General features: G+C 69.5%; 21 protein-coding genes. 9 read left to right on the top strand and 12 right to left on the bottom strand.

Annotation, left to right across the window (positions count from 1 at the left end; all coding sequences use genetic code 11):
- Window positions 1-23 precede the first annotated feature (23 nt).
- Entirely contained in the window at window positions 24-1,220 is a 1,197-nt protein-coding gene (locus tag ACZK4S_RS13390) for an IS110 family RNA-guided transposase (RefSeq protein ID WP_463644441.1), read from the bottom strand.
- Window positions 1,221-1,623: 403 nt separating this feature from the next.
- On the opposite strand from ACZK4S_RS13390, the gene ACZK4S_RS13385 reads away from it, so the two are divergent.
- The gene (locus ACZK4S_RS13385; RefSeq protein ID WP_463644600.1) at window positions 1,624-5,001 is read left to right on the top strand and encodes a glycoside hydrolase family 84 protein; all 3,378 of its coding nucleotides are present in this window, start codon (window positions 1,624-1,626) and stop codon (window positions 4,999-5,001) included.
- Between the two features lie 120 nt (window positions 5,002-5,121).
- Here the strand turns inward: ACZK4S_RS13385 and ACZK4S_RS13380 are convergent, their stop codons facing one another.
- From ACZK4S_RS13380 to ACZK4S_RS13370, 3 genes are all read right to left on the bottom strand, one after another.
- On the bottom strand, window positions 5,122-5,781 hold the full coding sequence (locus ACZK4S_RS13380; RefSeq protein ID WP_463644598.1) for a (4Fe-4S)-binding protein: 660 nt from the start codon (window positions 5,779-5,781) through the stop codon (window positions 5,122-5,124).
- A gap of 24 nt (window positions 5,782-5,805) precedes the next feature.
- A complete protein-coding gene (locus ACZK4S_RS13375) occupies window positions 5,806-7,254 on the bottom strand; it encodes an HNH endonuclease (RefSeq protein ID WP_463644597.1) in 1,449 nt (482 codons plus the stop codon).
- A 179-nt stretch (window positions 7,255-7,433) separates the two neighbouring features.
- Window positions 7,434-8,843 (bottom strand): CCA tRNA nucleotidyltransferase, encoded by a 1,410-nt coding sequence (locus ACZK4S_RS13370; RefSeq protein ID WP_463644602.1) that lies wholly within the window; start codon window positions 8,841-8,843, stop codon window positions 7,434-7,436.
- 102 nt (window positions 8,844-8,945) lie between these two features.
- Here ACZK4S_RS13370 and ACZK4S_RS13365 point away from each other — a divergent pair, with 102 nt between their 5' ends.
- The 3 genes from ACZK4S_RS13365 to ACZK4S_RS13355 all read left to right on the top strand — a co-directional run bounded on the left by ACZK4S_RS13365 (window position 8,946) and on the right by ACZK4S_RS13355 (window position 13,692).
- Entirely contained in the window at window positions 8,946-9,794 is an 849-nt protein-coding gene (locus ACZK4S_RS13365) for a mechanosensitive ion channel family protein (RefSeq protein ID WP_463644596.1), read from the top strand.
- Window positions 9,795-9,977: 183 nt separating this feature from the next.
- A complete protein-coding gene (locus ACZK4S_RS13360) occupies window positions 9,978-12,311 on the top strand; it encodes a transglycosylase domain-containing protein (RefSeq protein ID WP_463644595.1) in 2,334 nt (777 codons plus the stop codon).
- A gap of 25 nt (window positions 12,312-12,336) precedes the next feature.
- Complete coding sequence (locus ACZK4S_RS13355) at window positions 12,337-13,692, top strand: glycosyltransferase 87 family protein (RefSeq protein WP_463644594.1); 1,356 nt, start codon at window positions 12,337-12,339, stop codon at window positions 13,690-13,692.
- Window positions 13,693-13,695: 3 nt separating this feature from the next.
- Here the strand turns inward: ACZK4S_RS13355 and ACZK4S_RS13350 are convergent, their stop codons facing one another.
- The 3 genes from ACZK4S_RS13350 to ACZK4S_RS13340 are packed head-to-tail and all read right to left on the bottom strand — an operon-like array spanning window position 13,696 to window position 16,665.
- On the bottom strand, window positions 13,696-14,478 hold the full coding sequence (locus ACZK4S_RS13350; RefSeq protein ID WP_463644593.1) for an NAD-dependent epimerase/dehydratase family protein: 783 nt from the start codon (window positions 14,476-14,478) through the stop codon (window positions 13,696-13,698).
- A gap of 32 nt (window positions 14,479-14,510) precedes the next feature.
- Window positions 14,511-15,536: an alanine racemase gene (locus tag ACZK4S_RS13345; RefSeq protein ID WP_076061471.1), complete on the bottom strand. Its 1,026-nt coding sequence runs from the start codon at window positions 15,534-15,536 to the stop codon at window positions 14,511-14,513.
- A gap of 1 nt (window position 15,537) precedes the next feature.
- A complete protein-coding gene (locus ACZK4S_RS13340) occupies window positions 15,538-16,665 on the bottom strand; it encodes a lipid II:glycine glycyltransferase FemX (RefSeq protein WP_459396452.1) in 1,128 nt (375 codons plus the stop codon).
- A 54-nt stretch (window positions 16,666-16,719) separates the two neighbouring features.
- Between ACZK4S_RS13340 and ACZK4S_RS13335 the strand changes: the two genes are divergently transcribed.
- From ACZK4S_RS13335 to araA, 5 genes are all read left to right on the top strand, one after another.
- Entirely contained in the window at window positions 16,720-17,973 is a 1,254-nt protein-coding gene (locus ACZK4S_RS13335; protein WP_463644592.1) for a glycosyltransferase 87 family protein, read from the top strand.
- A gap of 19 nt (window positions 17,974-17,992) precedes the next feature.
- Window positions 17,993-18,364: an FKBP-type peptidyl-prolyl cis-trans isomerase gene (locus ACZK4S_RS13330; RefSeq protein WP_182763380.1), complete on the top strand. Its 372-nt coding sequence runs from the start codon at window positions 17,993-17,995 to the stop codon at window positions 18,362-18,364.
- 19 nt (window positions 18,365-18,383) lie between these two features.
- Window positions 18,384-19,403, top strand: a complete 1,020-nt coding sequence (locus tag ACZK4S_RS13325; RefSeq protein WP_463644591.1) for a LacI family DNA-binding transcriptional regulator — start codon at window positions 18,384-18,386, stop codon at window positions 19,401-19,403.
- Window positions 19,404-19,465: 62 nt separating this feature from the next.
- Window positions 19,466-20,176, top strand: a complete 711-nt coding sequence (locus tag ACZK4S_RS13320; RefSeq protein WP_076061464.1) for an L-ribulose-5-phosphate 4-epimerase — start codon at window positions 19,466-19,468, stop codon at window positions 20,174-20,176.
- Between the two features lie 58 nt (window positions 20,177-20,234).
- Window positions 20,235-21,752 carry an L-arabinose isomerase gene (gene araA, locus ACZK4S_RS13315; protein WP_463644590.1) on the top strand — a complete coding sequence of 506 codons (1,518 nt, stop codon included), beginning with the start codon at window positions 20,235-20,237 and terminating at the stop codon, window positions 21,750-21,752.
- Between the two features lie 15 nt (window positions 21,753-21,767).
- Here araA and ACZK4S_RS13310 read toward each other — a convergent pair whose 3' ends face one another.
- From ACZK4S_RS13310 to ACZK4S_RS13290, 5 genes are read right to left on the bottom strand one after another with little or no spacing between them, the layout of a single operon-like run.
- On the bottom strand, window positions 21,768-22,688 hold the full coding sequence (locus ACZK4S_RS13310) for a sugar kinase (RefSeq protein WP_463644589.1): 921 nt from the start codon (window positions 22,686-22,688) through the stop codon (window positions 21,768-21,770).
- Complete coding sequence (locus ACZK4S_RS13305) at window positions 22,685-23,314, bottom strand: bifunctional 4-hydroxy-2-oxoglutarate aldolase/2-dehydro-3-deoxy-phosphogluconate aldolase (protein ID WP_182766705.1); 630 nt, start codon at window positions 23,312-23,314, stop codon at window positions 22,685-22,687. The genes ACZK4S_RS13310 and ACZK4S_RS13305 overlap by 4 nt, the downstream gene beginning before the upstream one ends.
- 5 nt (window positions 23,315-23,319) lie before the next feature.
- Window positions 23,320-24,474, bottom strand: a complete 1,155-nt coding sequence (gene dgoD / locus ACZK4S_RS13300) for a galactonate dehydratase (protein ID WP_463644588.1) — start codon at window positions 24,472-24,474, stop codon at window positions 23,320-23,322.
- Window positions 24,474-25,286 carry a carbohydrate ABC transporter permease gene (locus ACZK4S_RS13295; RefSeq protein ID WP_182766703.1) on the bottom strand — a complete coding sequence of 271 codons (813 nt, stop codon included), beginning with the start codon at window positions 25,284-25,286 and terminating at the stop codon, window positions 24,474-24,476. The genes dgoD and ACZK4S_RS13295 overlap by 1 nt, the downstream gene beginning before the upstream one ends.
- Window positions 25,283-26,221, bottom strand: a complete 939-nt coding sequence (locus ACZK4S_RS13290) for a carbohydrate ABC transporter permease (protein ID WP_220488379.1) — start codon at window positions 26,219-26,221, stop codon at window positions 25,283-25,285. The genes ACZK4S_RS13295 and ACZK4S_RS13290 overlap by 4 nt, the downstream gene beginning before the upstream one ends.
- Between the last annotated feature and the right edge of the window lie 28 nt (window positions 26,222-26,249).

Raw genomic sequence — 26,249 nt, 5'->3', positions numbered from 1 at the left:
GGGGGGTGTCCCTATGGTTCCTGTCAAGCCGCGGCTGGAGTCCGGGGTTGGTAGAAGCTGCCGTTGCGGAGCATGGCGTGGAGGACATCGACGCGTCGTCGGGCTAGGCAGATGATCGCGGCGTTGTGTTTCTTCCCAGCGGCGCGTTTCCGGTCGTAGTAGGCGCGGGAGTCGGGGTCGTGGAGGGCAGCGAAGGCTGACAGGAACAAGGCCCGTTTGAGGTGTTTGTTCCCTGCTCGCGAGGGGTGTTCGCCTCGGATGCTGCTGCCAGATCTGCGGGTGACAGGGGCCAGGCCGGCGTAGGCGGCGAGGTGTCCTGCGGTGGGGAATGCTGTGCCGTCGCCGATGTCGAGGAGGAGTCTGGCTGCGGTCCTGATGCCGACTCCGGGCATTGACATCAGGAGTTGGGAAAGAGGGTGGGCATCGAGGGCCTCCTCAACCTGTTTCGCGGCTGCAGCGCGTTGGGCCAGGAGTCCTTGGAGTTGGGCAGCCAGTTGGGGCAACACCAGCTCGGCGGCGCGGGTGCCAGGAACAACTACGGTCTGCTCGGTCAGGGCTTTGATGATCGCGTCGACGAGCCGGGTGTGCATTCGGGGCGCCAACGGTTTCGTCGTGGTGGTCAGGCGTCGCCTGCCCGCGGCAGCGAGGCCTGTCGGGCCGCCGAACTTTGCCAACAGGGCGAGGACCGCGGGGTGGCCGATGTTGGCGCCGATGGCGCGTTCGAGGGCGGGATGGATCTGGGTGAGCATGCCGCGGATCCGGTTCGAGACGCGGTTGACTTCGCTGGCCAGGTCGTCGTCGAACCCAACGATCACAGCCAAGTCGGCGATGAGGTCATCGTCGCCGCCGACGCGTCGCAGCGCGTGGGGCATGGTGCGGCCGGCCTCAGCGATGATGAACGCGTCACGGGCGTCGGTTTTCGCGTTGCCCGGGTGGAGATCAGCGATGCGGCGCATCGCCAGCCCGGGCAGATAGGCGACCTCGATACCCATCGCTCGAGCGACGGTCACAGGCAGTGCCCCGATCGTGGCGGGCTGGTCCACGATCACCAACACCGACCCATGGACGGTGAGCTTGTCGAACACCTCGCGCAGGGCAGCCTCGTCTTGGGGCAGGGCCTTGTCATGCAGACGTCTCCCGGCGCTGTTGAGCGCGGTGGCATGGTGGTGTTCCTTGCCTACATCGAGGCCGACGAATACGTCGAACCGGTCTTGGTCCATGACAGTCCTCCTTAGGACCTAATTCTGGTCACCAAGTCGGGCGAAGATCGTCGGCACCCACGTTACGAAGAGACCACGCTGTCGATGCAGCGGGCCGTGTCCCTATCAGCGATCAACCCACGCCACCAGAACCCGGTGACAACACCCCCCGGATCATCTATGACAGGGGCAGTAAGTCATGCCGGGCCTGGTGACCAGAACCCCGACCATCGGGGCTACCTAGAAGGTAACGGGTGGTCCAGACACCGTAGGAGGCGGAGCCACCAGCGCGAGTTCGATCGGCCGGTGGCGGCCGCCCTCCCGGGACGCCGGGTAAACGCTCAGCTGAGGTGCCCATTGGCACAGCCGCTCCGAACGATGCTCCTCCATCAGGTTGACGATGAATCAACCCAGGAGGTCGTCCATGCGCAGAATTCTCGCTCTTTCCGCCGCCGCAGCACTGTTGGCCAGCTCCGTCGTCGCAGCCGGTTCGGGGCCTGCGATGGCCGCTGACCCGCTGGTGCTCCCCACGCCGCAGTCCATCATCCGCGAAGGCGCGGCCGTCGCACTCGACGGGGCGGTCACCGTCGTTGCGCCCGCCGATGTGGACGGGCCGGCGAAGCGTGAGCTCATCGAGGTGCTCGCCGGCGTCGACGCCACGGTGACGTGGGCCAATGAGGCCCCCGCCGCCGGCACCGTCATCCACTTCGCTGAGACCGACCCGACGACCCGGGCAGTGGCGGCGCAGCTGGGCGTCGCGGACGCCTCCACCCTCAACGCCGAGGGCTACGTGGTGGCCAACGGCACCATCGGAGGGCAGCCCACCGTGCTGCTGGAGGGCGCCAGCGCACGGGGGTTGTTCTACGCCGTCGACACGTTCGAACAGCTCCTCCAGGGCTCGACGATGGCCCCGGCCACGGTGCGCGACTGGCCGTTAATGTCCATCCGCGGTGGCATCGAGGGCTTCTACGGCATTCCGTGGTCGCACCAGGCGCGCCTGGACCAGCTGGAGTTCTACGGCGAGCACAAGATGAACACCTACATCTACACGCCGAAGGACGACGCCTACCTGCGCAGCCAGTGGCGCACGTTGTACCCCCAGCCCGAGCTCGAGCAGCTCGAGGAACTCGTCCAGAGGGGCCGCGACAACCACGTGGAGTTCGTCTTCGCGCTGTCGCCGGGCAATGACATCTGCTACTCGCTGGACAGCGACTTCGACGCCACCATCGCCAAGTTCGAGCAACTGCGCCAGATCGGGGTGCGGACGTTCTACATCGCGCTCGACGACATCGACCCCTACCTCAAGTGCGCCCAGGACCAGCAGCGCTTCACCCTGCCGGGCTTCCGGAAGCTCGCCGAGGGGCAGGCGTACTACCTGAACCGCGTCATCAACGAGTTCATCAAGCCCAACAACCTGGAGCCGCTCCAGACGGTGCCCACCAACTACGCCGGCTCCGCACCGGACGCCTACAAGCTGGAGTTCGGCACGCAGACCGACGACTCCCTGATCATGCAGTGGACGGGTGAGGGTGTCTTCTCGGACCAGATCACCATGGAGTCTGCCGCCCGGGCGAAGACCACGTACAACACCGAACACCTCTACATCTGGGACAACTTCCCCGTCAACGACGGCCAGCCGGACCGGCTCTTCCTCAACCCGCTGTCCGGCCGCGCCGCGGATCTGTACCAGCACCTGGAGGGCTTCACGTCCAACCCGATGGTGCAGTCCTACGCCTCGATGATCGCGCTGGCCGGCTACGCGGACTACACGTGGAACGGGCCGGCCTACACCCCGGCCGTGACGCAGACGCGCATCCTCGACGAACTGGCGGGCGACGACCCGGCTGTCCGCGAGGCGCTCGAGGTCTTCGTCGACCTGAACCAGGACTGGAGGCCCTACCGCCCGTCGTCTGCGCAGGCACCGGCGCTCGGCGCCGACATCGCCGCATTCTGGGCCGCGCACGACGCGGGCACCGCGGCCGGCACGCAGCCGTTGAAGGAGCGCCTGGCCACCATCGCCGGGTTGGAGGAGTCGCTGGCGGGCATGGCCATGACCGGCTTCTACGACGACTCGCTGCCCTGGATCCAGGCGGCCGCCGAATGGGCCACCGCGCTGAGTGAGGCCGTCGTCGGGCTCGAAGAGCTGGCGGCCGACGACGGATCGGGTGGGGCTGCGTCGTTCCTCGCCTCGGCGGCCGAGCGCAAGAAGGCCACCACCACCTACCGCGTTGACGGGCTCAACGGCCTGACGCCGGTGGCTGACAGGTACATCCCGAAGGTGGGCGACACCCGCTTCGACACCTTCCTGCAGGAGGCCTATGGCCGCTACCTGACGTGGCTGGGCGCGGAGCCCTACGCGTCGGAGACGTTGCCGGGCACGCCCACGCGGTCCGCCAGACTGGGCCAGTACCAGACCAACGCCATCGAGCGGATCGTCGACGGCAACCTGAGCACGTTCTGGTGGTCGAGCGCGGCGCCGCAGACCGGCGACTGGGTCCAGGTGGACCTGGGCTCCGTGCAGGCGGTGGGCGGCGTGTCCGTGCACCAGGCCGACAGCGACGGCTCCCGCGGCGACATGTTCTACAACGCCGCGCTGGAGTACTCGACGGACGGGGCCACGTGGACCGCGGCCGGCGAGTTCACCGATGCCGTGGTGCTGGCGGCGTCGTTCCAGGAGCCGGTGCAGGCCCGCTACGTGCGGGTGCGGGCCACGGCGCCCAACGCCGGCGGACAGTGGATCAAGATCCGCGAGTTCCGCGTCCTGCCGCCCAGCGCGGAGTTGGCCAGCACGGTGCCGGACAGCAACCCCGTCGCCGCGGTGGACGCGAACCTGACCACCGCCCTCGAAGGCACCGCTGAGGCGGGCCAGTACCTGTCGCGCGGGCTGGAGGAGCCGCTGCAGAACGCGCAGATCCGAGTGGTCGGGGCGGAGCTCAGCGGCACCGTCGAGGCATTGGTCGACGGCGCGTGGGAGGTTGTCGGGGAGGCTACGGCGCCCTGGTTCGAGGGGGTCGTCGGCGGTGAGGTGACCGCGGTGCGCATCGTGTTCGACGCCGGCCCGGTGAGCGTGACGGAGCTGGTGGTGTCGCCGTACGACGGCGTGATCCCGAGCCCGTCGCCGTCGCCGTCGCCGTCTGCGAGCCCGTCGCCGTCGCCGTCGCCGTCTGCGAGCCCGTCGCCGTCGCCGTCGCCGTCTGCGAGCCCGTCGCCGTCGCCGTCGCCGTCTGCGAAGCCGACCAACAGCCCGACGCCCCCGTCGAAGTCGCCCAGCGCGAAGCCGACGGTCACGCCGAGCACCCCGGGGCGCTTCGAGCCGAAGCCGCCGTACACGGCGCCCGGCATCTTCGAGCTCAACGGTCGCCAGTGGATGACCACCTGTGAGCCCTACTCGCAGACCGAGCGGTGCCGCACGGAGATCTGGGCGACGATCGTGCGGGTCCGGGGTGGCGAGTACGTCCGCGAGAACGCCTGGGCTTTCAACAACCTGACCTACCTGCCCTACATGACGCGGGCGGCGTGGGAGGGCAACCCGCTCGGCGACGCCGGCGCCACCGACGACGGCGTGTTCACCTCGGGTGGGCGGCAGTGGCGCACCGAGTGCGACACCGCGGCCACGGGCCGCGGCGCGTGCCGCAGCTACACGTGGACGACGGTGTACGCGGCCACCGCCAAGCCGGGCGGGGGCTACGCCTTCAGCCAGTCGAACCAGTGGGTGTTCAACAACATCGTGATGTTCCGTACCGGCTCTGAGCTGACCTCGGGCGACAGCGACGGCCCGAAGTTGTACTCGGCCGGTTCCTGAAGAGCGGCAAACGAGGAACGGGCGCAGCGCTCACGAAGGGCCCCCGAAGCCGATCTGAAACCTGAATGAGGACCCCGGAGTTGAAGGACTCCGGGGTCCCCTCTTGTGGAGGCATTTCAGTCAGCCGGCGGTGGGGTCCTCGTCGGGGGCTCCAGCCTCGAGCAACTGCAGCGCGCCGGTGGGGCAGTTGCGCACGGTGGTGCGGAGGCGCTCTTCACGTTCGGCGTCATCGGCGGCGGACGGGTTGATCCACGGGCGGTTGGCCGTGTTGAACACCTCGGGCATGGTGCGCACGCACTGGCCGTTGTGGTTGCAGAGCGCGGAGTCGAACGTCACGTCCACCAGCGGGCCGGTGTAGCGCTTGCGGCCGTGCGTGGGGATGTCGCGCTCCGACGCGGGCCTGGCCACGGCGACCGCGCCCACCATCTCGCCCTGGTCGTTGCGCAGCGCAGCGAACGTCATGTCGATGTAGACGCTCCCGCCGTCCTCCCGCAGCGACTTGGTGCGGCGGGCCTGACCGTCCGACGCCAGCGCGCCGCGCAGCATCGCGGACGAGAAACCCCGGTGGTGCGCCTCGCGCAGCTTCAGCGGGATCATGAAGTCGACGTCGCGCCCCAGCGCGTACTCCTTCGACCAGCCGAACAGGTCCACGCACGCCCGGTTCCAGGCGCGGACCAAGCCGTCCTCGTCGATCACGATGATGGCGTCCGTGGCGCTGTCCAGCGCCCAGCCCGCGACCTCTGCGCTCAGCGCACCGTCGGCGGCGGTCCAGTTGGTCATGTGCCCTCCTGATCTCGCGCCCCATCATTCAGCAACCGGCGCGGATAAGTCCAGGGAACCGGGAGAAAACCGGCCTCCAGCCGCATGCCATACCTCTGCGCTGCGCGAGAGGAGCTCTTCCAGGCTCGGCGGGTCAGAGTGCGCTTCATCAGGGCGGGGTGGTGCCTTGGGTGGCGGGGTGAGTTCGCGTAGCAGGTGGCGGGGGTGTTGTCGTGGTGTGCGGGCTGGGTCGATGTGCCGGGGTGGGGTGAACCATGGCATTCCGGTGTGCGGATCGAGGTGGACTTGCCACTGCGATTCGGCTGATTGTTGCGGGTCTGGCTCGACGAGGCGGTGGTGGTGTGGACAGAGCAGGACTGCGTTGACTAGGGAGGATTGGCCGCCGTTCCACCAGGGGATGATGTGGTGCGCTTCGCAGGTGGCGGGGCGGGCGGTGCAGCCGGGGAACGCGCAGCCGCCGTCGCGGAGGACGAGCGCGGTGCGGATGGCGGGGGTGAACAGGCGATGCTTCCGGCCGACGTCGAGGGGGCGGGAGTTGCCGCCGAGGACGGCGGGGATGAGGTGGGCGTCGCAGGCCAACCGGCGGGCGTCGCCGGCGGAGAGGCCGTCGAGGTCGTCGGCGCCCACGATGCCGACGTGGCCGAGCCCGGTGAGCAGGGTGTCGTAGTTCAGGGTGACGGTGACCTGCGGCCTGTCCCCGCCGTGGGCGGGCAGTTGCCCGGTGGCGGCGGCTGCCTGGACCAGCAGCATCAGCGCGTCGGCGCGGCGGACGTCGCGGCTGGGTAGTTCTCCTGCCTCGCGGTAGGACGACAGGGGCGGCTCGATGGCGTCGAGTTGCGCCTCGAGCAGGTGGGCGTGGGCGGTGGGCAGCAGCGCGGTGACTCTGGTGCCGCCGTGGTGGTCTGGGGTGAGGCGCAGGTACCGGTTGCGCATGGCGGCGCGGTCGTGGGCGTCGAGGCGTTGTTGCGCGGCGGCGTCTGCGCCGTCGGGGTCTGCCAGTTCGTGGAGGCGGGTGGCGAGGGCGCGCAGTTCGGCCGGGCCGAGGGTGTCGGCGTGTTCGAGGATGGTTTCCTGGCATTGCACCAGGTCTGTGCGGGTGAGTGAGCCGGGTAGTTTCCGCAGGCCGTCGATGATGGCCTCGGCCTGGGCGAGGGAGATGGCGCCTTCGTGGAGGGCGGCGGCGATCAGCGGGAACCGCTCGGCCAGGTCTGTAGCGAGTCTCAGGGAGGCGACCGCCTGGCCGGTGGTGGTGCGCACCGAGTGGCGGACCTGGTCGATGACGGGTGCGGCGGCGGCGAGCCTGGCCTCGTGGATGAGGTGCAGCCGTAGCCCGGCCAGTTGGGCTTCGGCCTCGGTCACCGCGGCCATCATGCCGGCGAGCCGATCGGCCGTGTCGTGGCCGGTGCTGAACGAGGGCACGGCGTCCCAGAGCGCGGCGATGTACCGTTGCCCCAGATCACGCATGTCGTCCATACGCACTATTAAAATAGACAGCACTGACAAAACCGTGCCGGAACGGCCCAATGGGGGAAATCCTCGAGGGGCCGTGGATGCTGCGCGCACGAGCGAGCGCCAACGATGGACGCCACGTCGCACGAGTCAAGGTGTGATGGCTCCAGGTACATGCCGGGACCCGTCACACGCTGACGGGCTCAACCAGCGTTGCGCTCGGCCCACCAGCTTTTCAGCAGCTCGACGGCGTCGTCGTGGTCCATGGGCCCGTTCTCCGTGCGGTGTTCGAGCAGGAACGCGTAGGCGGCACCCACTTCGCGGCCCGGCTTGATGTCCAGGATCTCCATGATCTGCGTGCCGTCCAGGTGGGGACGCAGCGCGCTGAGCTCCTCCTGTTCGGCGAGCTCGTCGATGCGCCACTCCAACTCCTCGTAGGCCCGGCGCAGTTTGGTGGCCTTGCGCACGTTGCGGGTGGTGCAGTCCGCCCGGGTCAGGATGTGCAGGTGCTCGAGCTCGTCGCCCGCGTCGCGCACGTACCGGCGCACCGCCGAGTCGCTCCACTCACCGTCGGCGTACCCGTGGAAGCGGAGGTGGAGGTCGATCAGCTTGGCCACGGACTTCACCACCGTGTTGGGGTACATCAGGGCCTTGAGTCGCTTCGTGGCCATCTTCGCGCCGACGACGTCGTGGTGGTGGAACGTCACCTTCGACGCCTCGAAGCGGCGGGTGGGCGGCTTACCGATGTCGTGCAGCAACGCGGCCAGGCGGTTGACGATGTCCGGCTCGTGGCCGCGGGCCTTCTCGAGCTCGATCGCCTGGTCCAGCACGGTCAGCGAATGCTCGTAGACGTCCTTGTGCCGGGAGTGCTCGTCGATCTCGAGCTGCAGCGCGGGCAGCTCCGGCAAGATGATCTCCGCCACCCCGGTGCGTACCAGCAGGTCGATGCCCTCGCGGGGCTGGTCGGTCAGCAGCAGGCCCGTCAGCTCGGCCTGGATGCGTTCGGCTGAGACGATCCCGATCCGCTCCGCCATGTCCTTCATCGCCTGCACCACGTCGGGTGCGACGGTGAAGCCCAGCCGGGCGGCAAACCGCGCGGCGCGCATCATCCGCAGCGGGTCGTCGGAGAAGCTCGCCTCGGGCGTGCCGGGGGTGCGGATCAGGCCGTCGGCGAGGTCCTCGAGGCCGCCGTACGGGTCCACGAACTGCCGCGTGGCCACGTTGATGGCCATGGCGTTGATGGTGAAGTCGCGGCGCACGAGGTCGCCGTCGATGTCGTGACCGAAGTTCACCTCGGGTTTACGGGACTCGCTGCGGTAGATGTCGGCCCGGAACGTGGTGATCTCGATCTGCCACTCGCTGTCGGCAGTCTTCTTGTGGGCGCCGATGGTGCCGAAGTCGCGGCCGATGTCCCACGTCGACGGCGTGAACTTCTTCAGCAGCGCGTGCGTCTGGTCCGGGCGGGCGGAGGTGGTGAAGTCGAGGTCGTGACCCAGTTGGCCGAGCAGCGCGTCGCGCACGGAGCCGCCGACGAGATACAACTCGTGGCCGGCGTCGCGGAACAGCCTGCCCAGGTCATCGATGACGGGCGCGATGCGCAGGAGTTCCTGCATCGCGTTGGTCTGGGCGGCGGTCAAGCTGGGCACGGGCGTCGATTCTACCCTTCGCGCGCAGGGCAGAATGTGGCCATGCCTGATTTCTAGGAGAAGCTGCTGTTGGCCGGCATCGTGATCGCGGTGGCGCTCATACTGCGCGTCGTCCTGATGTTCGCCATCGGCCGCACGGTCAAGAGCCTCGCCTCGCGCGAGCGTGCCGTGGGTGACGACCTGGGCACCCGGGCCCGCCGCATCCTCGCCCGCGCCAGCGGCGTCAGCGCCGAACGGCACCGCCAGCGGGTCGAGACGCTCGGCTCGCTGCTGCGCAACGTCGTCGACATCGTGCTGCTGGTGGTCGTCCTCCTCACCGTGCTGGCCACGTTCGGCGTGCCGATGGGCCCGCTGATCGCGTCGGCCGGCGTCGGCGGCGTGGCGCTCGGCTTCGGCGCCCAGTCGCTGGTGAAGGACTACCTCTCCGGTGTGTTCATGTTGGCCGAGGACCAGTTCGGCGTCGGCGACCTCATCCGCGTCGGCGAACTCACCGGCACCGTCCAGGAGGTCACCCTCCGCGTGACGAAGCTGCGGGACGCGACGGGCACCGTCTGGTACGTGCGCAACGGCGAGGTGCTGACGCTCGGCAACGTGTCGCAGGGCTTCTCCACCGCCACCATCGACGTGCCGGTGGCCATCGACGAGGACCCGGAGAAGGTGCAGGACCTGCTGCGCGCCGCCGTCGGACGGATGGACGAGGAGCCGGAGTTCGCCGAGCAGTTGCTCGAGGCGCCGACGGTGCTGGGCGTGGGGGCCATGGAGGGCGGCACCATGACGGTGCAGGTGCTGATCAAGACCGGCCCCAACCAGCAGTGGGCGCCCATGCGCGCCGTGCGGGCCCGCGCCCAACGGGCGTTGGCGGAGGCCGGGATCCGCGGCCCGATCCTGCCCGGCGGGATGAAGCCGCCGTCGCTCTGACGGGCCACCCCCCAGGCATGCCGAGGCACATCTGAGTTGTGCATCGACTCCGCTGCACAACTTCACTCTGCCCCACCCGCGGCTCGGCCCAAAGCCCCGATTCGGTCTGCTTGAGCGCGACACTTACCCTGGAAAGGGTCGGCTCTGCGGGGTCGGCGTGGTTGTCAACGGTGAGAGGGACACATGGCCACGACTGGCAAGAAGGCTGCGGCGAAGCGTGCTGCGGGTAAGAAGGGTGCGCCGAAATCGCGCGCCCGGAAGATCTGGGGCCGCATCGGCATCACCGCCCTGGTGCTGTTCATCATCGGTGGCCTCGTGGGCATCGGCGGCTTCGCGTACCTCTACAACACCACGGACCTGCCGGACCCGAACTCGGATTTCACCACCAACACCACGTTCCTCTACTACCAGGACGGCGCCAACCAGCTGGGGTCGCTCGCGGTGCAGAACCGCGTCACCATTCCCTACGACGAGATGCCGCAGCTGATGAAGGACGCCGTCATCGCGGCGGAGAACCGGTCCTTCTGGGAGGACCCGGGATTCTCGGTGCCCGGCATGCTGCGCGGCGCCTGGTCGATCGCCCGCGGCGGCGAGGTGCAGGGCGGCTCCACCATCACGCAGCAGTACATCAAGATCCTCTACCTCGATTCCAGCCGGACGATGTCGCGCAAGGTGCGCGAACTGTTCCTGGCCACCAAGATGGGCCGTGAGATGCCGAAGGAGGAGATCCTCGAGGGCTACCTCAACACCATCTACTTCGGCCGCGGCGCCTACGGCATCCAGGCCGCCGCGAAGTCCTACTTCCTCAAGGACTCGAAGGACCTCACCGTCGGCGAGTCCGCCGCCCTCGCGGCCATCCTGAACAACCCCGCCGGGTTCAACCCCTCGGGCGGCCAGGAGAAGCTCGACAGGCTGCTGGGTCGCTACCAGTACGTGCTGGACGGCATGCTCGAGATGGGCGCCATCTCGCAGGCCGAGCACGACGCGGCGCGCCCCGCGCTGCCCACGTTCCCCGAGGTGCCGGTCAACGACCGCTATGGCGGCCCGAAGGGCTTCCTGATCAAGATGGTCGAGGACGAACTGCTCGCCAACGGCTTCTCCGAGGGGGAGATCCAGGGCGGCGGCCTCAAGATCGTCACCACGCTCAGCAAGCCCATGCAGGAGGCCGCCATCCAGGAGGCCCAGCGCTACACCGCTCAGGCCGCGGCCGACGCGGAGGGCACGCCTGACCCGTCGAAGCTGCACGTGGCCATCTCCTCCGTCGACACGGCCAGCGGCGGCGTGCTGTCGCTCTACGGTGGCGCCGACTACGTGAAGAGCTCCCGCAACTGGTCGCTGACCAAGCGCCCCGCCGCGTCGACGTTCAAGCCGTTCGCCACCATCGCGGGCCTGCGCAACGGGTTCTCGCTGCAGTCCGTCCTCAAGGGCGACACCTTCACCCCCCGCGGCGACACCCAGCCCGTCCGCAACGAGTTCAGCAACCAGTACGGCCCGGTCACGCTGCGCAAGGCGACGGCGGACTCGATCAACACCGCGTTCGTCGACCTCACCGAGCAGATGGAGAACGGCCAGCAGGAAGTGATCAAGGCCGCCAACGACGCGGGTGCCCCCACCGGGCCCGCCTGGGAGGAATCCGGCAACCGCATCGCGCTGGGCTCCGGCGAGGTCAGCCCCGTCGACATGGCCAACTCCTACGCCACGCTCGCCAACTCCGGCCAGCGCAACGCCACCCACATCGTGAAGCAGGTCCTGGACCGCGACGGGCAGGTGGTCTACGAGGCCAAGCCCGCCAACGAACAGACCATCGACGCCAACGTGGCCGCCAACGTGACGGACTCCCTGCGCTCCGTCGTCCAGGAGGGCACGGGTCGTCGCGCCCAGGAGTTGGGCCGCCCGGTAGCGGGCAAGACCGGCACCAACGGCGTCGAGGACGCCATCACGTCGGCCTGGTTCGTGGGCTACACCAAGCAGATCTCGACGGCGGTGATGTACGTCGCCGGCGACGGGGGCAACGAGGACCTCGAGCCTTACAAGCGCCCCCAGGACCGGACGTTCTTCGGCTCCAGCTATCCGCTCATGACCTGGGTGTCCTACATGGCCCGCGCCACCGAGGGCATGCCGGTGGAGGAGTTCGACGAGCCCAAGGACATCAAGGCGGACAAGGGCGAGACGGCCGACGAGTCCGAGCCGCCGGCCAGCGAGGAGCCCTCGCCGTCACCCACCCCGTCGCCGACGCCGTCCCCCACCCCCACGCCGTCGCCGACCCCTTCGGAGGAGCCGACGGTGGAGCCCACGCCGTCGCCCACGCCCACCGTCGCGGAGACCACGGAGGCGCCGGCGACGACGCCCCCGGCCACCACGCAGGCTCCGAAACCGAAACCGAAGCCGAAGCCCACCAAGGAGGAGACCGAACAGCCGGCCCCCACCGTGGCGCCGGAACCCACCGCGGAGCCGACGGTGGCGCCGTCGCCGACGGTCACCGCGGCTGTGCAGGACGCGGTGACCACGGAGCCGTAAACGTCGGGGCGGCTACAGTGAGCGCGTGAAGAACGCGCTGCTGCCCGGCCTCGGGGGCCCCATGGGCCGTCATGCCAACCCGCGGGGTATCTGGTTCAACCCGTTGCCGTGGGCCTTCCTGCTGGCAACGGCCGTGTTCCTGGTGCTGTTCGTGCGTCACGTGCCGTGCGTCCAGACCACGGCGCACCAGCAGGTCGACATGTACAAGCTGCTCTGTTACACCGACATCCAGTCGTCGTGGCTGGGGCAGGGCTTCGGGCGGGGCAACTCGCCACTGGGCAGCGCGACGATGCTGTTCGCGCCGCTGATCGCCGCGGCCATCCTGGTCACGCGCAAGACGGCGACGGTGCTGTTCGATGCGCCCATCCGCCGCAGCGCCAGCCTCGCCGACGAGGTGGACTCCAGCGTCGTCTTCTTCGGCCTGACGGTGCTGGGGCTCTTCGTCTGTTTCCTGATCCTGGTGGCGTGTGTCGCCTGGCTGGGTCGTCGCCGGCCCGGACGCCCGTCCTGGGACGCCCTGATCGTGGCCGCCTCGCCCGTGGTGCTGGCCGTGGGCCTCGTCAACTGGGACCTGGTGCCGGTGGCGTTCACCGCGCTCGGCCTGGTGCAGGTGGCCCGCGGGCGGCTGCTGGAGGCGGGCATCGTGCTCGGCCTGGCCGCCTCAGCCGGCACGATGCCGATCGGCGTGATCCTGGCGGTACTCGTCAGCCTGGGCCTGCGGGGAGGCTGGCGCAGGGCCACCGCGTTCATCGCGCCGGCCCTGGTCACGTTCTTCGCCGTGCACCTGCCGCTGCTGCTCCAGAACTTCGACCGCGTCTACCTGTACTACCACGGCGAGATCAACAAGGGCACCAGCTACGGCTCGCTCTGGTACGTCCTCGAGCTGATGTTCGGCCTGCAGCTGCGGGAGTCCGGGCCGCTGCTTTTCGTGGTGTTGCTGCTCGGGCTCGGCGCGTTCATCGCCTACCTGTACGTGGCTCGGAAGCGGCCGCGGGTGGGCTCGATGGTGGCGGTGGTGGTCTTCGCCACGCTGCTGATGGGCCCCGCGTTCCCGCCGCAGTCCGCCCTCTGGCTGCTGCTGGCGCTCGTGCTGGCACGCCCGTACAAGCCGGAGCTGATCGCCCTGTCCATCACCCAGGTGGCCTACTACATCGCCATCTGGGGGTGGCTCGGCGGGTGGCTGACCACCAACCAGAACGGGCCGTTCATGCTCTACTGGGCGGCCATCCTCCTGCACGTCGCGGTGGAGGTGTGGATCCTGGCCGAGGTGGTCGCCGACATCGTGCGGCCCGCCCGCGACCCGCTCCGAGACCCGGTGCTCCCCGAGGAGAAGGACTATCTCGCCGGCTTCGAGCGCCCCACCGCCGCCGCGGTGGTCTGAGCCTCAGCTGCCCTCGGGCCAGTTGTCCGGCGACTCCCGGCCGCCCTCCACCACGTCCTCCTTCTTCAGGTCCGCGACGGAATCCTCGGGCCGGTAGCCCAGCTCCAGCATGGTGTTGGTGAGGTCCCAGCGGCGGTTCGGGTTGTCCGAGATGGCGTAGTAGAGGCCGTAGCCGACGTTCTCCGCCTCGATGGCGCGCCGGAACACCCGCTCAGTGTCGTCACTGCTCAGCCACATGGCGTGGAGCAGTTCCTCCTCTGCCGCCAGCGGGTCCTCCGTGGACCAGCCGATGCGCAGCGAGATGAACTCCAGGCCGTACTTGTCGTGGTAGTACCGGCCCAGCGCCTCGCCGAAGACCTTGGACACGCCGTACAGCGAATCAGGCCGGGGGAGGTGGTGGGGGTAGACGGGCCAGTCCTCGTCGCGGTCGTACATGCCCATCGCGTGGTTGGATGAGGCGAACACGAACCGGCGCACGCCCGCGTCGCGGGCCGCCTCCAGGACGTTGCGGAAACCGATGATGTTGGGGCCCACCACCTCGTCCCACTCGGCCTCGGGGGAGGCCTGACCGGCCAGGTGGAGGACCACCTCGACCCCGTCCATGAGCGCGCGCACCTCGTCGTAGTTCTCGAGGTCCGCCGTGCGGAGGCGCTTGGCCTGCTCGTCGTTGGCGGGGGTGCGGCCGTGGGAGACGACGTCGTAATCCGGCATGAGGCGCTCCTCGAGGAGCAGCCCGATCCCGCCGGTGGCACCGGTGATGAGAATCCTGCGCTTGTTGTCAGCCATGATCCATCTTCACAAATGACCGGGCCAACCGCTCAGGTCCAGAAGATCTCGTCAGGGGTCGCCGTCGTCATGCGCGTGGTGACCGGCACCTCGTCGCCGACCTTCGTAAGCGGGTACTCGCCGGGCACGAAGACCATCGACGAGTGCATGTGCGGGGGTTCGGCGAAACTCCGCTTCTTCCCGCCGATCGCATACGGCGACAGCGTGCGGCCGACGGCGTCCAGCAGGCCCTGCGCGAGAGTCACGCCGCGCTGCTTCAAGGAGCGCTGCGGCACGGGAGCCGCCATGGCCACGCCGTGGGCGGTGCCGCCGGAGACGATGACGATCCACCCGTCCTTCGGTGCGGGCACTCCGTGGTAGCCCAGCACCTCGCCCTTCTTGATGCGGTGGACGTCGAGCACGGTGGCGGTGGTCCGGTAGGCCTGCTTGTCGCCGAGCCAGAGCCTGGTGCCGACGCGCAGGTAGGTGGGTACGCTCAGGCCGGCCGCGAAGGTGCGGTAGTCGTCGACGCTGAGGTGCGACAGCCACACGGGGCCGGTGCGGGTGGCCAGACCCGCCTGCGCGAGCCGGTTCGCCTCCGCGAGCGAGCCGTCGGCCGGGAGGTGGACGGCCCAGCCCTCGAACCAGAGGTCGCCGAACGCGTCTGCTGCCAGTTGGCGCGGATCCAGCCCGTGGCGGTGCATCGCGGTCTCGATCTCGACGATGACCCTGGCCTTCGGATGCGACTGGGTCAGCGCGCGGAGGTCCTCGGCGCGCGAGACGGTGGTGATGACCTTCGGGTCGTTCAGCAGGGCGGTGGCCGCCGCGTCGAAGGGGCGCCAGGGATTGAGCACCACGATGTCGTCGTCCCAGCCGCCCGCCCGCACGGCTGCGACCTCCTGGGCGATGCCGACGGCAAGCGTCTGCGTGCCCAGCCGTTTGGCCTCCGCGGCCAGCGTGCCGAGGCCGAAACCGTAGCCGTTGCCCTTCGCCACGGGGACGAGCCCGCCCACCTGCCGCTGGAAGCCGTCGAGGTGTGCGCGCCAGCGGTGCGCGTCGATGTTCAGCGTCAGCGTCATGTCATCGCCTCTTGAGGTACTGGTTGAACGCCCAGTGGATGGGCTTGTTGATGGCGTAGTCCCATTCGCCCAGGTACGCCACGGCCTCGCCGCCGGTGCCCACCTTGAACTGGATCAGGCCGATCTCGGGATGGTCCGCGCCCACGCCCTCGACGATGCCGCGCATGTCATAGACGGCGCAGCCCGCGGCGTTCGCGTCGCGGATCATCTGCCACTGGACGGCGTTGGAGCCGCGCACCTCACGCTTGGCGGTGGTGGAGGCGCCGTAGGAGTACCAGGCGTGCTCGCCGACGGTGACCATGGTGGTGGCGGCGACGAGGTCGCCGTCGTGCTCTGCCAGGTAGACCTTCATGCGCTCAGGGGCCTCCGCGTTGAGCGCGTCCCACATCACCTCGAAGTAGGAGAGGCCGCGGCCGGTGAAGCCGTCGCGCTGGGCCGTCTCGAGGTAGATCCGGTGGAACGCCGCCAGGTCAGCACGGGTGCCGGTGCGGACGGTGACGCCCTCCTTGTCGGCCTTCTTGATGTTGCGGCGCCACTGCTGGTTCATGCCCTTCAGCAGCTCGTCGTCGCTCTTCTGCGTGCCGTCCCCGTGGCGCAGCGGGAGGTGGAAGTTGAACGTGGGCTGCCCGGCCGCGAAGCCCTCGCCCTTCTCGTCGGTGACCCAGCCGGCGTGCAGCAGGGCGTTGCGCACCCGGGTGCCCACCAGGCTGGTCTCGTCCGGCTCCTGCTGGGAGAGGAGCGTGACGTTGTCGTCTGCGACGGCGTCCTTGATGGTCTGCGCCACCCAGCGCCGGTGCGTGAGCCACGGCCCGATCCGCACCGCGAACGCCTTGCGCTGCTTCGCGTGCCTGACCAGGGCGTCCATGTGCTCGTCGACGTCCGGGCGGGCCCAGTCGAGGACCGGCCCCTCGGGGAGGTAGGCGAGGTAGCGCTTCACCTTCGGCAGCTGCCGGTAGAGGATGAGGCCAACTCCCGTCAGCTCGCCGTCGGCGAAGAACCCGACGGACTCGGAGCGCCACTCCGGCTTCACCTTCCCCCACGCCGGGGTCTGGAGGAACGACGCGGAACCGCGCGCCTCGATGAAGGCGAGGTGCTCCTCGGCCGGGATGGGACGACACTCGATGCTCACGAACCACAGGCTACCCAAGTCGGCCCGCAGGCCGTGCCACCGTAGGATCTCTCCATGCCCGACGTCCGTACCCTTGTCCTACGAGCCGTCGACACCTATCTGCATTCCTGGGTGCTGCGCCTACTGGCGCTGGGGTGGCTGGGCTACCTCACCTACAGCTGGCTCTACGGCTTCCCGGGCGAGGACTTCATCCCGTACCGCATCGACTTCGACGTCTACCGCATCGGCGGCCAGGTGTTCCGCGACGGCGGCGACCTCTACGGCCGCATGCCGGACACGATCATCGGCGCGAACCTCCCGTTCACCTACCCGCCGATCGCGGCGGCGATCTTCTCCGCCTTCACGTTCGTCTCCTGGCGGGTGGGCTCGGTGACGCTGTCCGCGCTGACGGTGGCGGCCATGCTCGGCGTGTTGTACCTGGTGGTGCGCGAACTGGGCAGCAACCGACGCGACGCGCTGTGGCTCACCGTCGCGCTGGGCTGCCTAGCGCTGCACCTTGACCCGCTGGCCGAAACGGTCGAGTTCGGCCAGATCAACGCCGTCCTGATGGCCCTGGTGATGGTCGACCTGCTGGCCGGGAGGGGCAGGTGGTGGCAGGGCTCGCTGGTGGGGCTCGCGTTCGCGGTGAAGCTGACGCCGGTGGTGTTCCTCGCCTGGTTCCTGATGCGGCGGGACTGGCGCCCGCTCATCGTCGGGGTGGGTTCCGCGCTGCTGTACACGGGGATCGGGTTTGCGCTGCGGCCGCGCGATTCCATCGACTACTGGACGCGGGTGCTGCCGGATTCCGAGCGCATCGGCGAGCCGGCCTACCCGGCCAACCAGTCCCTCAACGGCATGGTGCACCGCGCGCTGAGCGGCGACGCCGCCACCTGGATCTGGTTCGTGGCCTGCGTGCTGATCGGCCTGGCCTGCCTGGCGCTCGTCCGTGTCCTCTTCGCGCAGGGCGACGACGTGACCCCCGCCGTCGTGCTGGGGCTCTATGCGCTGGTGGCCTCCCCGGTGTCGTGGAGCCACCACTTCGTCTGGGCGGCCCCCGCCCTGGTCGTCGTCACGGCATGGGCGTGGCGGCTCGGCCCGGTGTGGGCGGCCTGGCTGACGGCCCTGACCGGGGCCGCCGGGCTCTGGGTCTTCCGCCACTCACCCCACTGGGACTTCCCGCACCCGCCCGAGCAGAACCCCAACTGGACGCCCTTCCAGCAGGTGGTGGGCGGCGCCTACTTCTGGTGGGTCCTCGGCGCGCTCGTCGTCCTGGGCCTCGCGGCGTTCGTCCACCGCCGCAGCCTACGCAGCAGGCCGTCGAGCTTGTAGGGTCGACACCATGGCAAACATGAATGAGAAGCCCGAGATCGACTTCCCCGGTGGCGAGCCCCCGGCAGATCTGGACATCACGGACATCGTGGAGGGCGACGGCGCGGTGGCCGCGGCCGGCGACGTCGCGCACGTGCACTACGTGGGTGTCGCCTTCAGCTCCGGCGAGGAGTTCGACTCCTCGTGGAACCGCGGCGAGCCGCTCTCGTTCCGGCTCGGCATCGGCCAGGTCATCCAGGGCTGGGACAAGGGCATCCAGGGCATGAAGGTCGGCGGCCGTCGTCAGCTGGTCATCCCGTCGCACCTCGCCTACGGCGAGCGTGGCGCAGGTGGCGTCATCGCCCCGGGCGAGACGCTGATCTTCGTCTGTGACCTCATCGGCCTCAACTGATCACCCACGGCTGGGCGAAGTGACTCCCGGGGGCAAGCGGGTGGTCGGCGTACGCGACGTCGCCACCCTCGCGGGCGTGTCGCGTCAGACGGTGTCGAGGGTCCTCAACAACAACCCCGACGTCGCGGAGGCCACCAAGGCCCGCGTCGTCCGGGCGATGGAGGAGCTCGGCTACCGGATGAACAACGCCGCCCGGGCCCTGGGCACGCGCCGCTCCCGCACGCTCGGGATCCTCGCCTCCGATGCGCTGCTGTACGGCCCGTCCCGCTCGGTCGCCGCCATCGAGGCGTCGGCGCGGGTGGCGGGGTACTGGATCAGCGCCGCGTTCGCGCAGGCCGACGACGACACCGCCGTGGCCGCCGCCATCGAGCACCTCGTGGCTCAGGGGGTGGAGGGCATCGTCGTCGTGGCCCCCCACGAACAGACGCTGCGCACCATCGACGCGCTGGCGACGGGCGTTCGTGTCCTCACCCTGCACTCGGCCGGTCACGGCGCGCCCTGGCTCTCCGTGGACCAGGCCGAGGGCGCCCGCCTGGCGGTGGACGCGCTGGCGGATGCCGGGCACGTGCGCATCGCCCACCTCGCCGGGCCGGCGAGTTGGCTGGAGGCCGAGGCTCGGGCCGCCGGCTTCACCGCCGAGACGCAGGCCCGGGGCCTCGACGGCGTCGTCCTCCACCTGGGCGACTGGACGGCGCGCTCCGGCTACGAGGCGGCCGCGGCGGTGCTCGAATCCGGTGCCACCGGCGTCTTCACCGCCAACGACCAGATGGCGCTCGGTCTCATCGGCGGGCTGCACGAGGCGGGCGTCACCGTGCCGGGCGACATCAGCGTCGTCGGCTTCGACGACATCCCCGACGCGGCGTACTACTGGCCGCAGCTCACCACGGTGCGCCAGGACTTCGAGGAACTCGGCCGCCGGGCCGTTGAAGCCTTCATCGCGGGTCCGGATGCCGCGGCGCCCGCACGGGAGCCCGTCGCACCGGTGTTGATCCCGCGCGCGTCGGTCGCCCGCCCGATCGCTGACCGCCTGGGTCCTTGACCTACGGCGCTGTTGGAGATACGCTTGTGTGACCGGTCACAGTCGACTCTGGGAGGTTACCCGTGAGCACACCCTTCTCCGCCGAGGTCCAAGCCGCCATCAGCAGCGTCCGGGCTGATGTCGCCCGGCTGCACGGCGAACTCGTGCGCTACAACCTGATCGTCTGGACGGGCGGCAACGTCTCCGGCCGAGTGCCCGGGGCGGACCTGTTCGTCATCAAGCCGTCCGGCGTCAGCTACGACGACCTGACCCCGCAGAACATGATCCTGTGCGACCTCGACGGCAACGTGGTCCCGGGCTCAGAGGGCAGCGAGCGCTCGCCGTCGAGCGACACCGCCGCGCACGCCTACGTGTACCGCAACATGCCCGACGTCGGCGGCGTCGTGCACACCCACTCCACGTTCGCCGTCGCCTGGGCGGCGCGCGGCGAGGAGATCCCCTGCGTCATCACGGCCATGGCGGACGAGTTCGGCGGCCCCATCCCCGTGGGCCCGTTCGCGATCATCGGCGACGACTCCATCGGCCGCGGCATCGTCGAGACCCTCCGGGGCCACCGCAGCCGCGCCGTGCTCATGCAGAACCACGGCCCCTTCACCATCGGCGTGGACGCGAAGGACGCCGTCAAGGCCGCCATCATGGTGGAGGACGTCGCCCGCACCGTGCACTACGCGCGCGAGGCCGGACCGCTCGTCCCCATCCCGCAGGAGGCGATCGACAGCCTCTTCGACCGCTACCAGAACGTCTACGGGCAGAGCACCGACGCTCGCCGCTGACACCCCACCCCACCACCGCGCACCGACGCAGCCCTCAGCCACCGAAAGGTCCATCCGCATGCCCAAGCTCACCACTTCCCTCGACGGCTACGAGGTCTGGTTCCTCACCGGAAGCCAGCACCTGTACGGGCCCGAAACGCTCGCCCAGGTGGCGGAGCAGTCCAAGGAGATCGCCCGGGTACTCGACGAGGCGGGCGACGTGCCGGTCTCGATCGTCTGGAAGCCCGTGCTCACGGACTCCGCCGCGATCAAGCGCGTCGCTCTCGAAGCCAACGCCGACGACCGGGTGATCGGCCTCATCGCGTGGATGCACACGTTCAGCCCCGCGAAGATGTGGATCGCCGGCCTCGATGCGCTGCAGAAGCCGCTGGCCCACCTCCACACCCAGGCCAACGTCGAGCTGCCCTGGGCGGACATCGACTTCGACTTCATGAACCTCAACCAGGCCGCGCACGGCGACCGTGAGTTCGGTTACATCCAGACCCGGCTCGGGGTGCCGCGCAAGACGATCGTCGGGCACGCCTCGGACACGCAGGTCCAGCGCGAGCTGGGCACCTGGCAGCGCGCGGCCGCCGGCCTCGCCGCCTCCCGCAGCCTCAAGCTCGCCCGCTTCGGCGACAACATGCGCTTCGTCGCCGTCACCGAGGGCGACAAGACGGAGGCGGAACTGCGCTTCGGCGTCCAGGTGAACACCTGGGGCGTCAATGAGCTGGCCGACGCGGTCGCCGCGGCGTCCGAGGATGCCGTCGACGCTCTCGTCGCCGAGTACGAGGAGCTGTACGAGGTCGCTCCGGAGCTGCGTAAGGGAGGGGAGCGGCACCAGTCGCTCCGCGACGGCGCGGCGATCGAGCTCGGCCTGCGCTCCTTCCTGGAGGAGGGCGGCTTCGGCGCCTTCACCACCAGCTTCGAAGACCTCGGCTCCCTCAAGCAGCTGCCGGGGCTGGCCGTGCAGCGCCTCATGGCCGAGGGCTACGGCTTCGGTGCCGAGGGCGACTGGAAGACCGCCATCCTGGTGCGGATCGCCAACGTCATGGGCGCGGGCCTGCCCGGCGGGGCGAGCCTGATGGAGGACTACACCTACGACATGACCCCGGGTGACGAACTCATCCTCGGGGCGCACATGCTGGAGGTGTCGCCGTCGCTGACCACCGCGAAGCCCACCCTGGAGATCCATCCGCTCGGCATCGGCGGCAAGGAGGACCCGGTGCGCCTGGTCTTCACCGCAGACCCGGGGCCCGCCGTGGTCGTCGCGCTGAGCGACATGCGCGACCGCTTCCGGCTCACCGCCAACGTCGTCGAGAACGTCGAGCCCCGCGCCGCGCTACCCAAGCTGCCGGTGGGCCGCGCCGTCTGGAAGCCGCAGCCGGACTTCAGGACCAGCGCCGCCGCGTGGCTCACCGCCGGCGCCGCGCACCACACCGTGATGTCGACGGCCGTGGGCATCGAGGCGTTCCGCGACTTCGCGGACATGGCCCAGGTGGAGCTCCTGGTGATCGACGACGCCACGACGCTGCCCGAGTTCCAGCAGCTGGTCCGCTGGAACCAGGCCTACTACCGCCTGGCCCAGGGCCTCTGACCGGAGGGTTCGCCCTCAGCGCAGCACGTCCGCTCCGCCCTCGCGTTCCCATGCGAGCAGCTCGTCCCTCAGGGGCAGGCCCTCGTAGTCACCGCGATGGCGGACGGCGGCCGCGCCCATGACGTTGCCGCGGCGCAGCCGGGCCGCTGACCCAGCCCCCTCGAGCAGCGCCGAGACGTAACCCGCGGTGAACGCATCGCCGGCACCCACGGGATCAAGCACCGGTACGGGCGTCGTCGGGCCGTCGACGACCGAGCCGTCTGTGTGCAGGCGTGCCCCCTGGGCGCCGAGTTTCACGACCACCTGCGACGGCCCCAGCTCCAGCAACCGCTGCGGTGTCGAAGCCAGAAGCTCCAATTCCTCGGGCGAGCCGACCACCAGGTCCACCCCGGGGATGATCCGCCGGAGGAACCGGGCCGCGGCGTCGCGCGACCACAGCCTGGAGCGGTGATTGACGTCGAGGACCACCGTCGCGCCCAGCGCGTGGGCAGATTCCACGGCCCTCGCTGTCGCCTCCGCCGGGCCCGGGCCCAGGGCCGGAGTGATCCCCGACAGCACCACGACGCGGGGCGCTGCCGCCACCAGCGAATCGACCACCTCGACGCCCAGCGCAGACGCCGCGGAGCCAGCCCGGTGGTAGGCGACCTCGGCGGCGAACGCGGCGGGCCGCAGGAACATGAAACCGGTGGGCCGCTCCGGATCCAGCGCGCAGTCGACGGCGACCCCCTCGGCCCGCAGCTCCCGCGTCACCAGGTGGCCGAACGCGTCGTCGCCCAGCCGGCTGCACCAGGTGACCGAGTGCCCGAGGCGCGCCAGCCCGATCGCGACGGTGGATTCGGCGCCGGCCACATGGGTGCTCCAGGTGACGCCGGGGCTGAGCACCGCCGTCGTGCGGAGGCTGACCATCGTCTCGCCGAACGTCCAGACGTCGGTCATGAGCGGCAGGCCCTCACGAACTCCCCGGCGCGCTCGGCCAGCGCGTCCAGCGAGCCGCCCCGGGCCGCGTCGCCGATGAGGGGCCCGCCGACGCCGAAGCCGATCGTCCCGACGGCGCGGTAAGGGGCGATGTCGTCCAGCCCGACGCCGCCGACGGCCACGAGCGGGATGTGGGGGAGGGGGTCGCGCAGCGCCTTCAGGTGCGCAGGGCCGCCCGAACTGGCGGGGAAGATCTTCACGGCCGTGGCGCCCCTGCGATGGGCCTCCATGACCTCGCTGGCCGTCCAGGCCCCGCCCAGGCTGGGGAGCCCGGCGGAGGCGGCGGCCTCGATGGCCGGACAGAGCCCCGGGGTGACGATGAACCGCGCCCCGGCCGCCCTGGCCCGCTCTGCGTCCTCGGTGCTGATGACGGTGCCGGCACCAACCCAGACCTCGGCCGGAGCGTCGGTGGCCAGCGCCTGGATCGTCTGCTCCGCGTCCGGCGTGGTGAGCGTGACCTCGAGCATGCGCACTCCCGCCTCGATGAGACGGCGGGCGATCGGCTCCGCGGCGCCGGCCTCCCGACAGCGGATGATGGCGCACAGGCCGCTCTGCTTCAGTTCTGCGAGGAATCGCTCCGGATCCATGCGGCTCACCATTCCGCGAACGAACCGTCGGGATGGTTCCAGATCGGGCCGCGCCAGGCGTGCGGCTCCTGATCGGCGCGACGGATGGCCGCCTCGTCCAACTCGATCCCCAGCCCAGGCGCGTTCCACAGGGCGATGTGGCCGTCGGTGCTCGTGAGCGGGCTCGGGTCCAGCAGCATGTCGAGCAGGTCCGCGCCCACGTTGTAGTGGATGTCGAGGCTCTGCTCCTGGATGATGTGGTTGCTGGTCGCGAAGCCCACCTGAAGGCAGGCGGCCAGCGCGATGGGGCCGAGGGGGCAGTGGGGCGCCAGCAGGGCGCCGTGCGCCTCGGCGAGCGAGGCGATCTTGCGGGTCTCGGTGATGCCGCCGGCGTGCGAGAGGTCGGGTTGGACCACCGCGACGCCGGCCCTCAGCACGGGGAGGAACTCCTGTCGGCTGTAGAGCCGCTCGCCGGTGGCGATGGGAAGCGTGGTGTGCGCGACCAGATCTGGGAACAGGTGCGAGTTCTCAGGCACCACAGGCTCCTCGATGAACATCGGGCCAACGTCCTCGAGCAGGTGGATCAGGCGGCGAGCCGCGGGGAACGACACCCTGCCGTGGAAGTCGATGGCCAGGTCCCCGTCGTCCCCCATCACCTCGCGCACCACTTCCGCCCGCTCCACCGCGGCCAGCATCTCCGCGCGGGTGGCGAGCTTGCCCAACGCCGGGGTGGCGTTCATCTTCACCGCGGTGAGGCCGTTGGCCCTGGCGCGCTCCGCGGAGTCACGCACGGCGTCGGGCTGGTCGCCACCGATCCAGCCGTACACCCGGACCCGCTCGCGCACCGCCCCGCCGAGGAGCTGGTGCACTGGCGCGCCGAGCCGCTTGCCGAGGATGTCCCACAACGCCTGGTCGATGCCTGAGACCGCGCTGGCCAGGATGGGTCCGCCGCGGTAGAACGAGCCGTTCGTGAGCCGCTGCCACAGGTCCTCGATGCGGCCCGGGTCCCAGCCGACGGCGATCTCGGCCAGCTGCTCGACCGCGGTGCGGACCGTCTCCGAGCGCCCCTCGCAGGTGGCCTCGCCCCAGCCCACGACCCCGTCGCGGGTCTCGATCCGAACGAAGAGCCAGCGCGGCGCCACGAGGAACGTTTCGATCCGCTCGATCACGTCAGCCATCATCAGCCCTTCGTCGCGCCGGCGGTGAGGCCGCTGACGATGTACTTCTGGACGAAGAGGGAACCCACCATGATGGGCACGGTGACGACGGTGGTGGCCGCCATCAGCCCGCCCCAGTCGATGCTCGCGTAGCCGATGAAGTCGAAGATGGCCACGGGCAGCGTCTTGGTGTCGGTATCTGACAGCACCAGGGCGAACATGAAGTTGTTCCAGCTGAAGATGAACGACAGGATCGCCGCCGTCGCGATACCAGGCGTTGAGAGCGGCAGAGTCAGGTGCCAAAAGGCGCCGATGGGGGTCAGGCCGTCGACCTCGCCGGACTCCTCGATCTCCGTGGGGAGGCCGTCGAAGAAGCCCATCATGATGTAGACGATCAACGGCAGCGAGACGAACATGTGCGACAGGATCAGCACCGAGTAGCCGCCCACCAGCCCCATGATGCTGAACACGTAGTACCAGGGCACCAGCAGCGAAACGCCCGGGATGATGCGGGCCATCAGCACCACGATGGAGGACTTGTTCATGGTGAACCGGCTCATCGCGTAGGCGGCCGGGATGCCGATGATCAGCGACAGGAGCGTCGACACGGCCGCCACCACGAAGCTGTTCCAGATGAACTCGCCGTAGTTGGCCTGCGCGAAGACGCGCTCGTAGTTCTCCAGCGTGGGGGCGAAGTTGAAGATGTTGGCCGTGTCGAAGATCTGCACGGTCGTCTTGAACGACGCCATGACCATCCACGCGAGGGGGGCCAGCAGGAAGAAGATGATGAGGATCAGGGCGACGACCCTGAAGATCTTGTAGCCACGAGAGGTCATGAGGTCACCTTCTTGTTACCGCGGGAGAGGAAGAACATCAGGATCACGATCAGCAGGAAGAAGAAGATCAGCACCGCCGACGCGAGGCCGTACTCGTTGTAGTCGAAGCTCAGGCCGTAGGCGTAGACGTTGAGGGTCTCCACCTCGTTGAACGAACCGCCGCCCCGGCCCTTCGTCGCGTAGAGGATGTCGAAGGTCTTCAGCGCGTCGATGCCGCGCAGCAGGATGGCGACGATCACCGTCGAGCGCATCAGCGGCAGGGTGATGTGCCAGAACCGCTGCCAGGCGCTGGCGCCGTCGATCTGCGCCGCCTCGTCAGGCTCGTCGGAGAGCGACGACAACCCGGCCAGCAGGATCAGCGCCACCATGGGCGTCCACTGCCAGATATCGATGAACATCGTGGTCCACAGGGCTGTCGACTCGCCCGCGAGCCAGGGTTGCGGCGGGATGCCCACCCAGCCCAACATGGTGTTGACCACGCCGATGTTCGGGTCGAAGATGAGGCGCCACATCATGCCGACGGCGACGGGGGTCGCCACCAGCGGGAGCAGGATCGCCACCCGCACCCAGCGCTCGCCCCGGAAGGGGCGGCGCAGCAACAGCGCGATGATCATGCCGAGGACGACCTCGACGATCAGCACCACCGCGGTGAACAGCACGGTGCGCCACACGGCGGGCCAGAACCTGTCGGTGTCGGTGAGCATCTCGGTGAAGTTGCGCGCGCCGATGAAGTCGCGGCTGGCCTGCACGGAGCCGCTGGCGTTGGTGAGACTCAGGTACGCCGTCCAGCCCAGCGGGAAGATGATCATGGCGGCCACGAACACCATCGCAGGGGCGGCGAACAGCCACTTGCGGTGCTTGTTGGCCCATCTGTAGGCCGGTGAGGTCGGCTTCATCGCGGCGCGGTAGCCGGTGTCGGCAGCAGCGTGTGTCATGGATGCCTCGATTCAGGACGAGCCGTGT

Source organism: Tessaracoccus zhenghani, from assembly GCF_055326325.1.
This window is presented reverse-complemented; position numbering and strand designations above follow the sequence as displayed.

What these genes read in the sequence shown, in the direction of transcription:
- ACZK4S_RS13390 (WP_463644441.1), bottom strand. Translation starts at nt 1,220, where the DNA reads ATGGACCAAGACCGGTTCGACGTATTCGTCGGCCTCGATGTAGGCAAG.
- ACZK4S_RS13385 (WP_463644600.1), top strand. Translation starts at nt 1,624, where the DNA reads ATGCGCAGAATTCTCGCTCTTTCCGCCGCCGCAGCACTGTTGGCCAGC.
- ACZK4S_RS13380 (WP_463644598.1), bottom strand. Translation starts at nt 5,781, where the DNA reads ATGACCAACTGGACCGCCGCCGACGGTGCGCTGAGCGCAGAGGTCGCG.
- ACZK4S_RS13375 (WP_463644597.1), bottom strand. Translation starts at nt 7,254, where the DNA reads ATGGACGACATGCGTGATCTGGGGCAACGGTACATCGCCGCGCTCTGG.
- ACZK4S_RS13370 (WP_463644602.1), bottom strand. Translation starts at nt 8,843, where the DNA reads ATGCAGGAACTCCTGCGCATCGCGCCCGTCATCGATGACCTGGGCAGG.
- ACZK4S_RS13360 (WP_463644595.1), top strand. Translation starts at nt 9,978, where the DNA reads ATGGCCACGACTGGCAAGAAGGCTGCGGCGAAGCGTGCTGCGGGTAAG.
- ACZK4S_RS13350 (WP_463644593.1), bottom strand. Translation starts at nt 14,478, where the DNA reads ATGGCTGACAACAAGCGCAGGATTCTCATCACCGGTGCCACCGGCGGG.
- ACZK4S_RS13345 (WP_076061471.1), bottom strand. Translation starts at nt 15,536, where the DNA reads ATGACGCTGACGCTGAACATCGACGCGCACCGCTGGCGCGCACACCTC.
- ACZK4S_RS13335 (WP_463644592.1), top strand. Translation starts at nt 16,720, where the DNA reads ATGCCCGACGTCCGTACCCTTGTCCTACGAGCCGTCGACACCTATCTG.
- ACZK4S_RS13330 (WP_182763380.1), top strand. Translation starts at nt 17,993, where the DNA reads ATGAATGAGAAGCCCGAGATCGACTTCCCCGGTGGCGAGCCCCCGGCA.
- araA (WP_463644590.1), top strand. Translation starts at nt 20,235, where the DNA reads ATGCCCAAGCTCACCACTTCCCTCGACGGCTACGAGGTCTGGTTCCTC.
- ACZK4S_RS13310 (WP_463644589.1), bottom strand. Translation starts at nt 22,688, where the DNA reads ATGACCGACGTCTGGACGTTCGGCGAGACGATGGTCAGCCTCCGCACG.
- ACZK4S_RS13305 (WP_182766705.1), bottom strand. Translation starts at nt 23,314, where the DNA reads ATGGATCCGGAGCGATTCCTCGCAGAACTGAAGCAGAGCGGCCTGTGC.
- dgoD (WP_463644588.1), bottom strand. Translation starts at nt 24,474, where the DNA reads ATGATGGCTGACGTGATCGAGCGGATCGAAACGTTCCTCGTGGCGCCG.
- ACZK4S_RS13295 (WP_182766703.1), bottom strand. Translation starts at nt 25,286, where the DNA reads ATGACCTCTCGTGGCTACAAGATCTTCAGGGTCGTCGCCCTGATCCTC.
- ACZK4S_RS13290 (WP_220488379.1), bottom strand. Translation starts at nt 26,221, where the DNA reads ATGACACACGCTGCTGCCGACACCGGCTACCGCGCCGCGATGAAGCCG.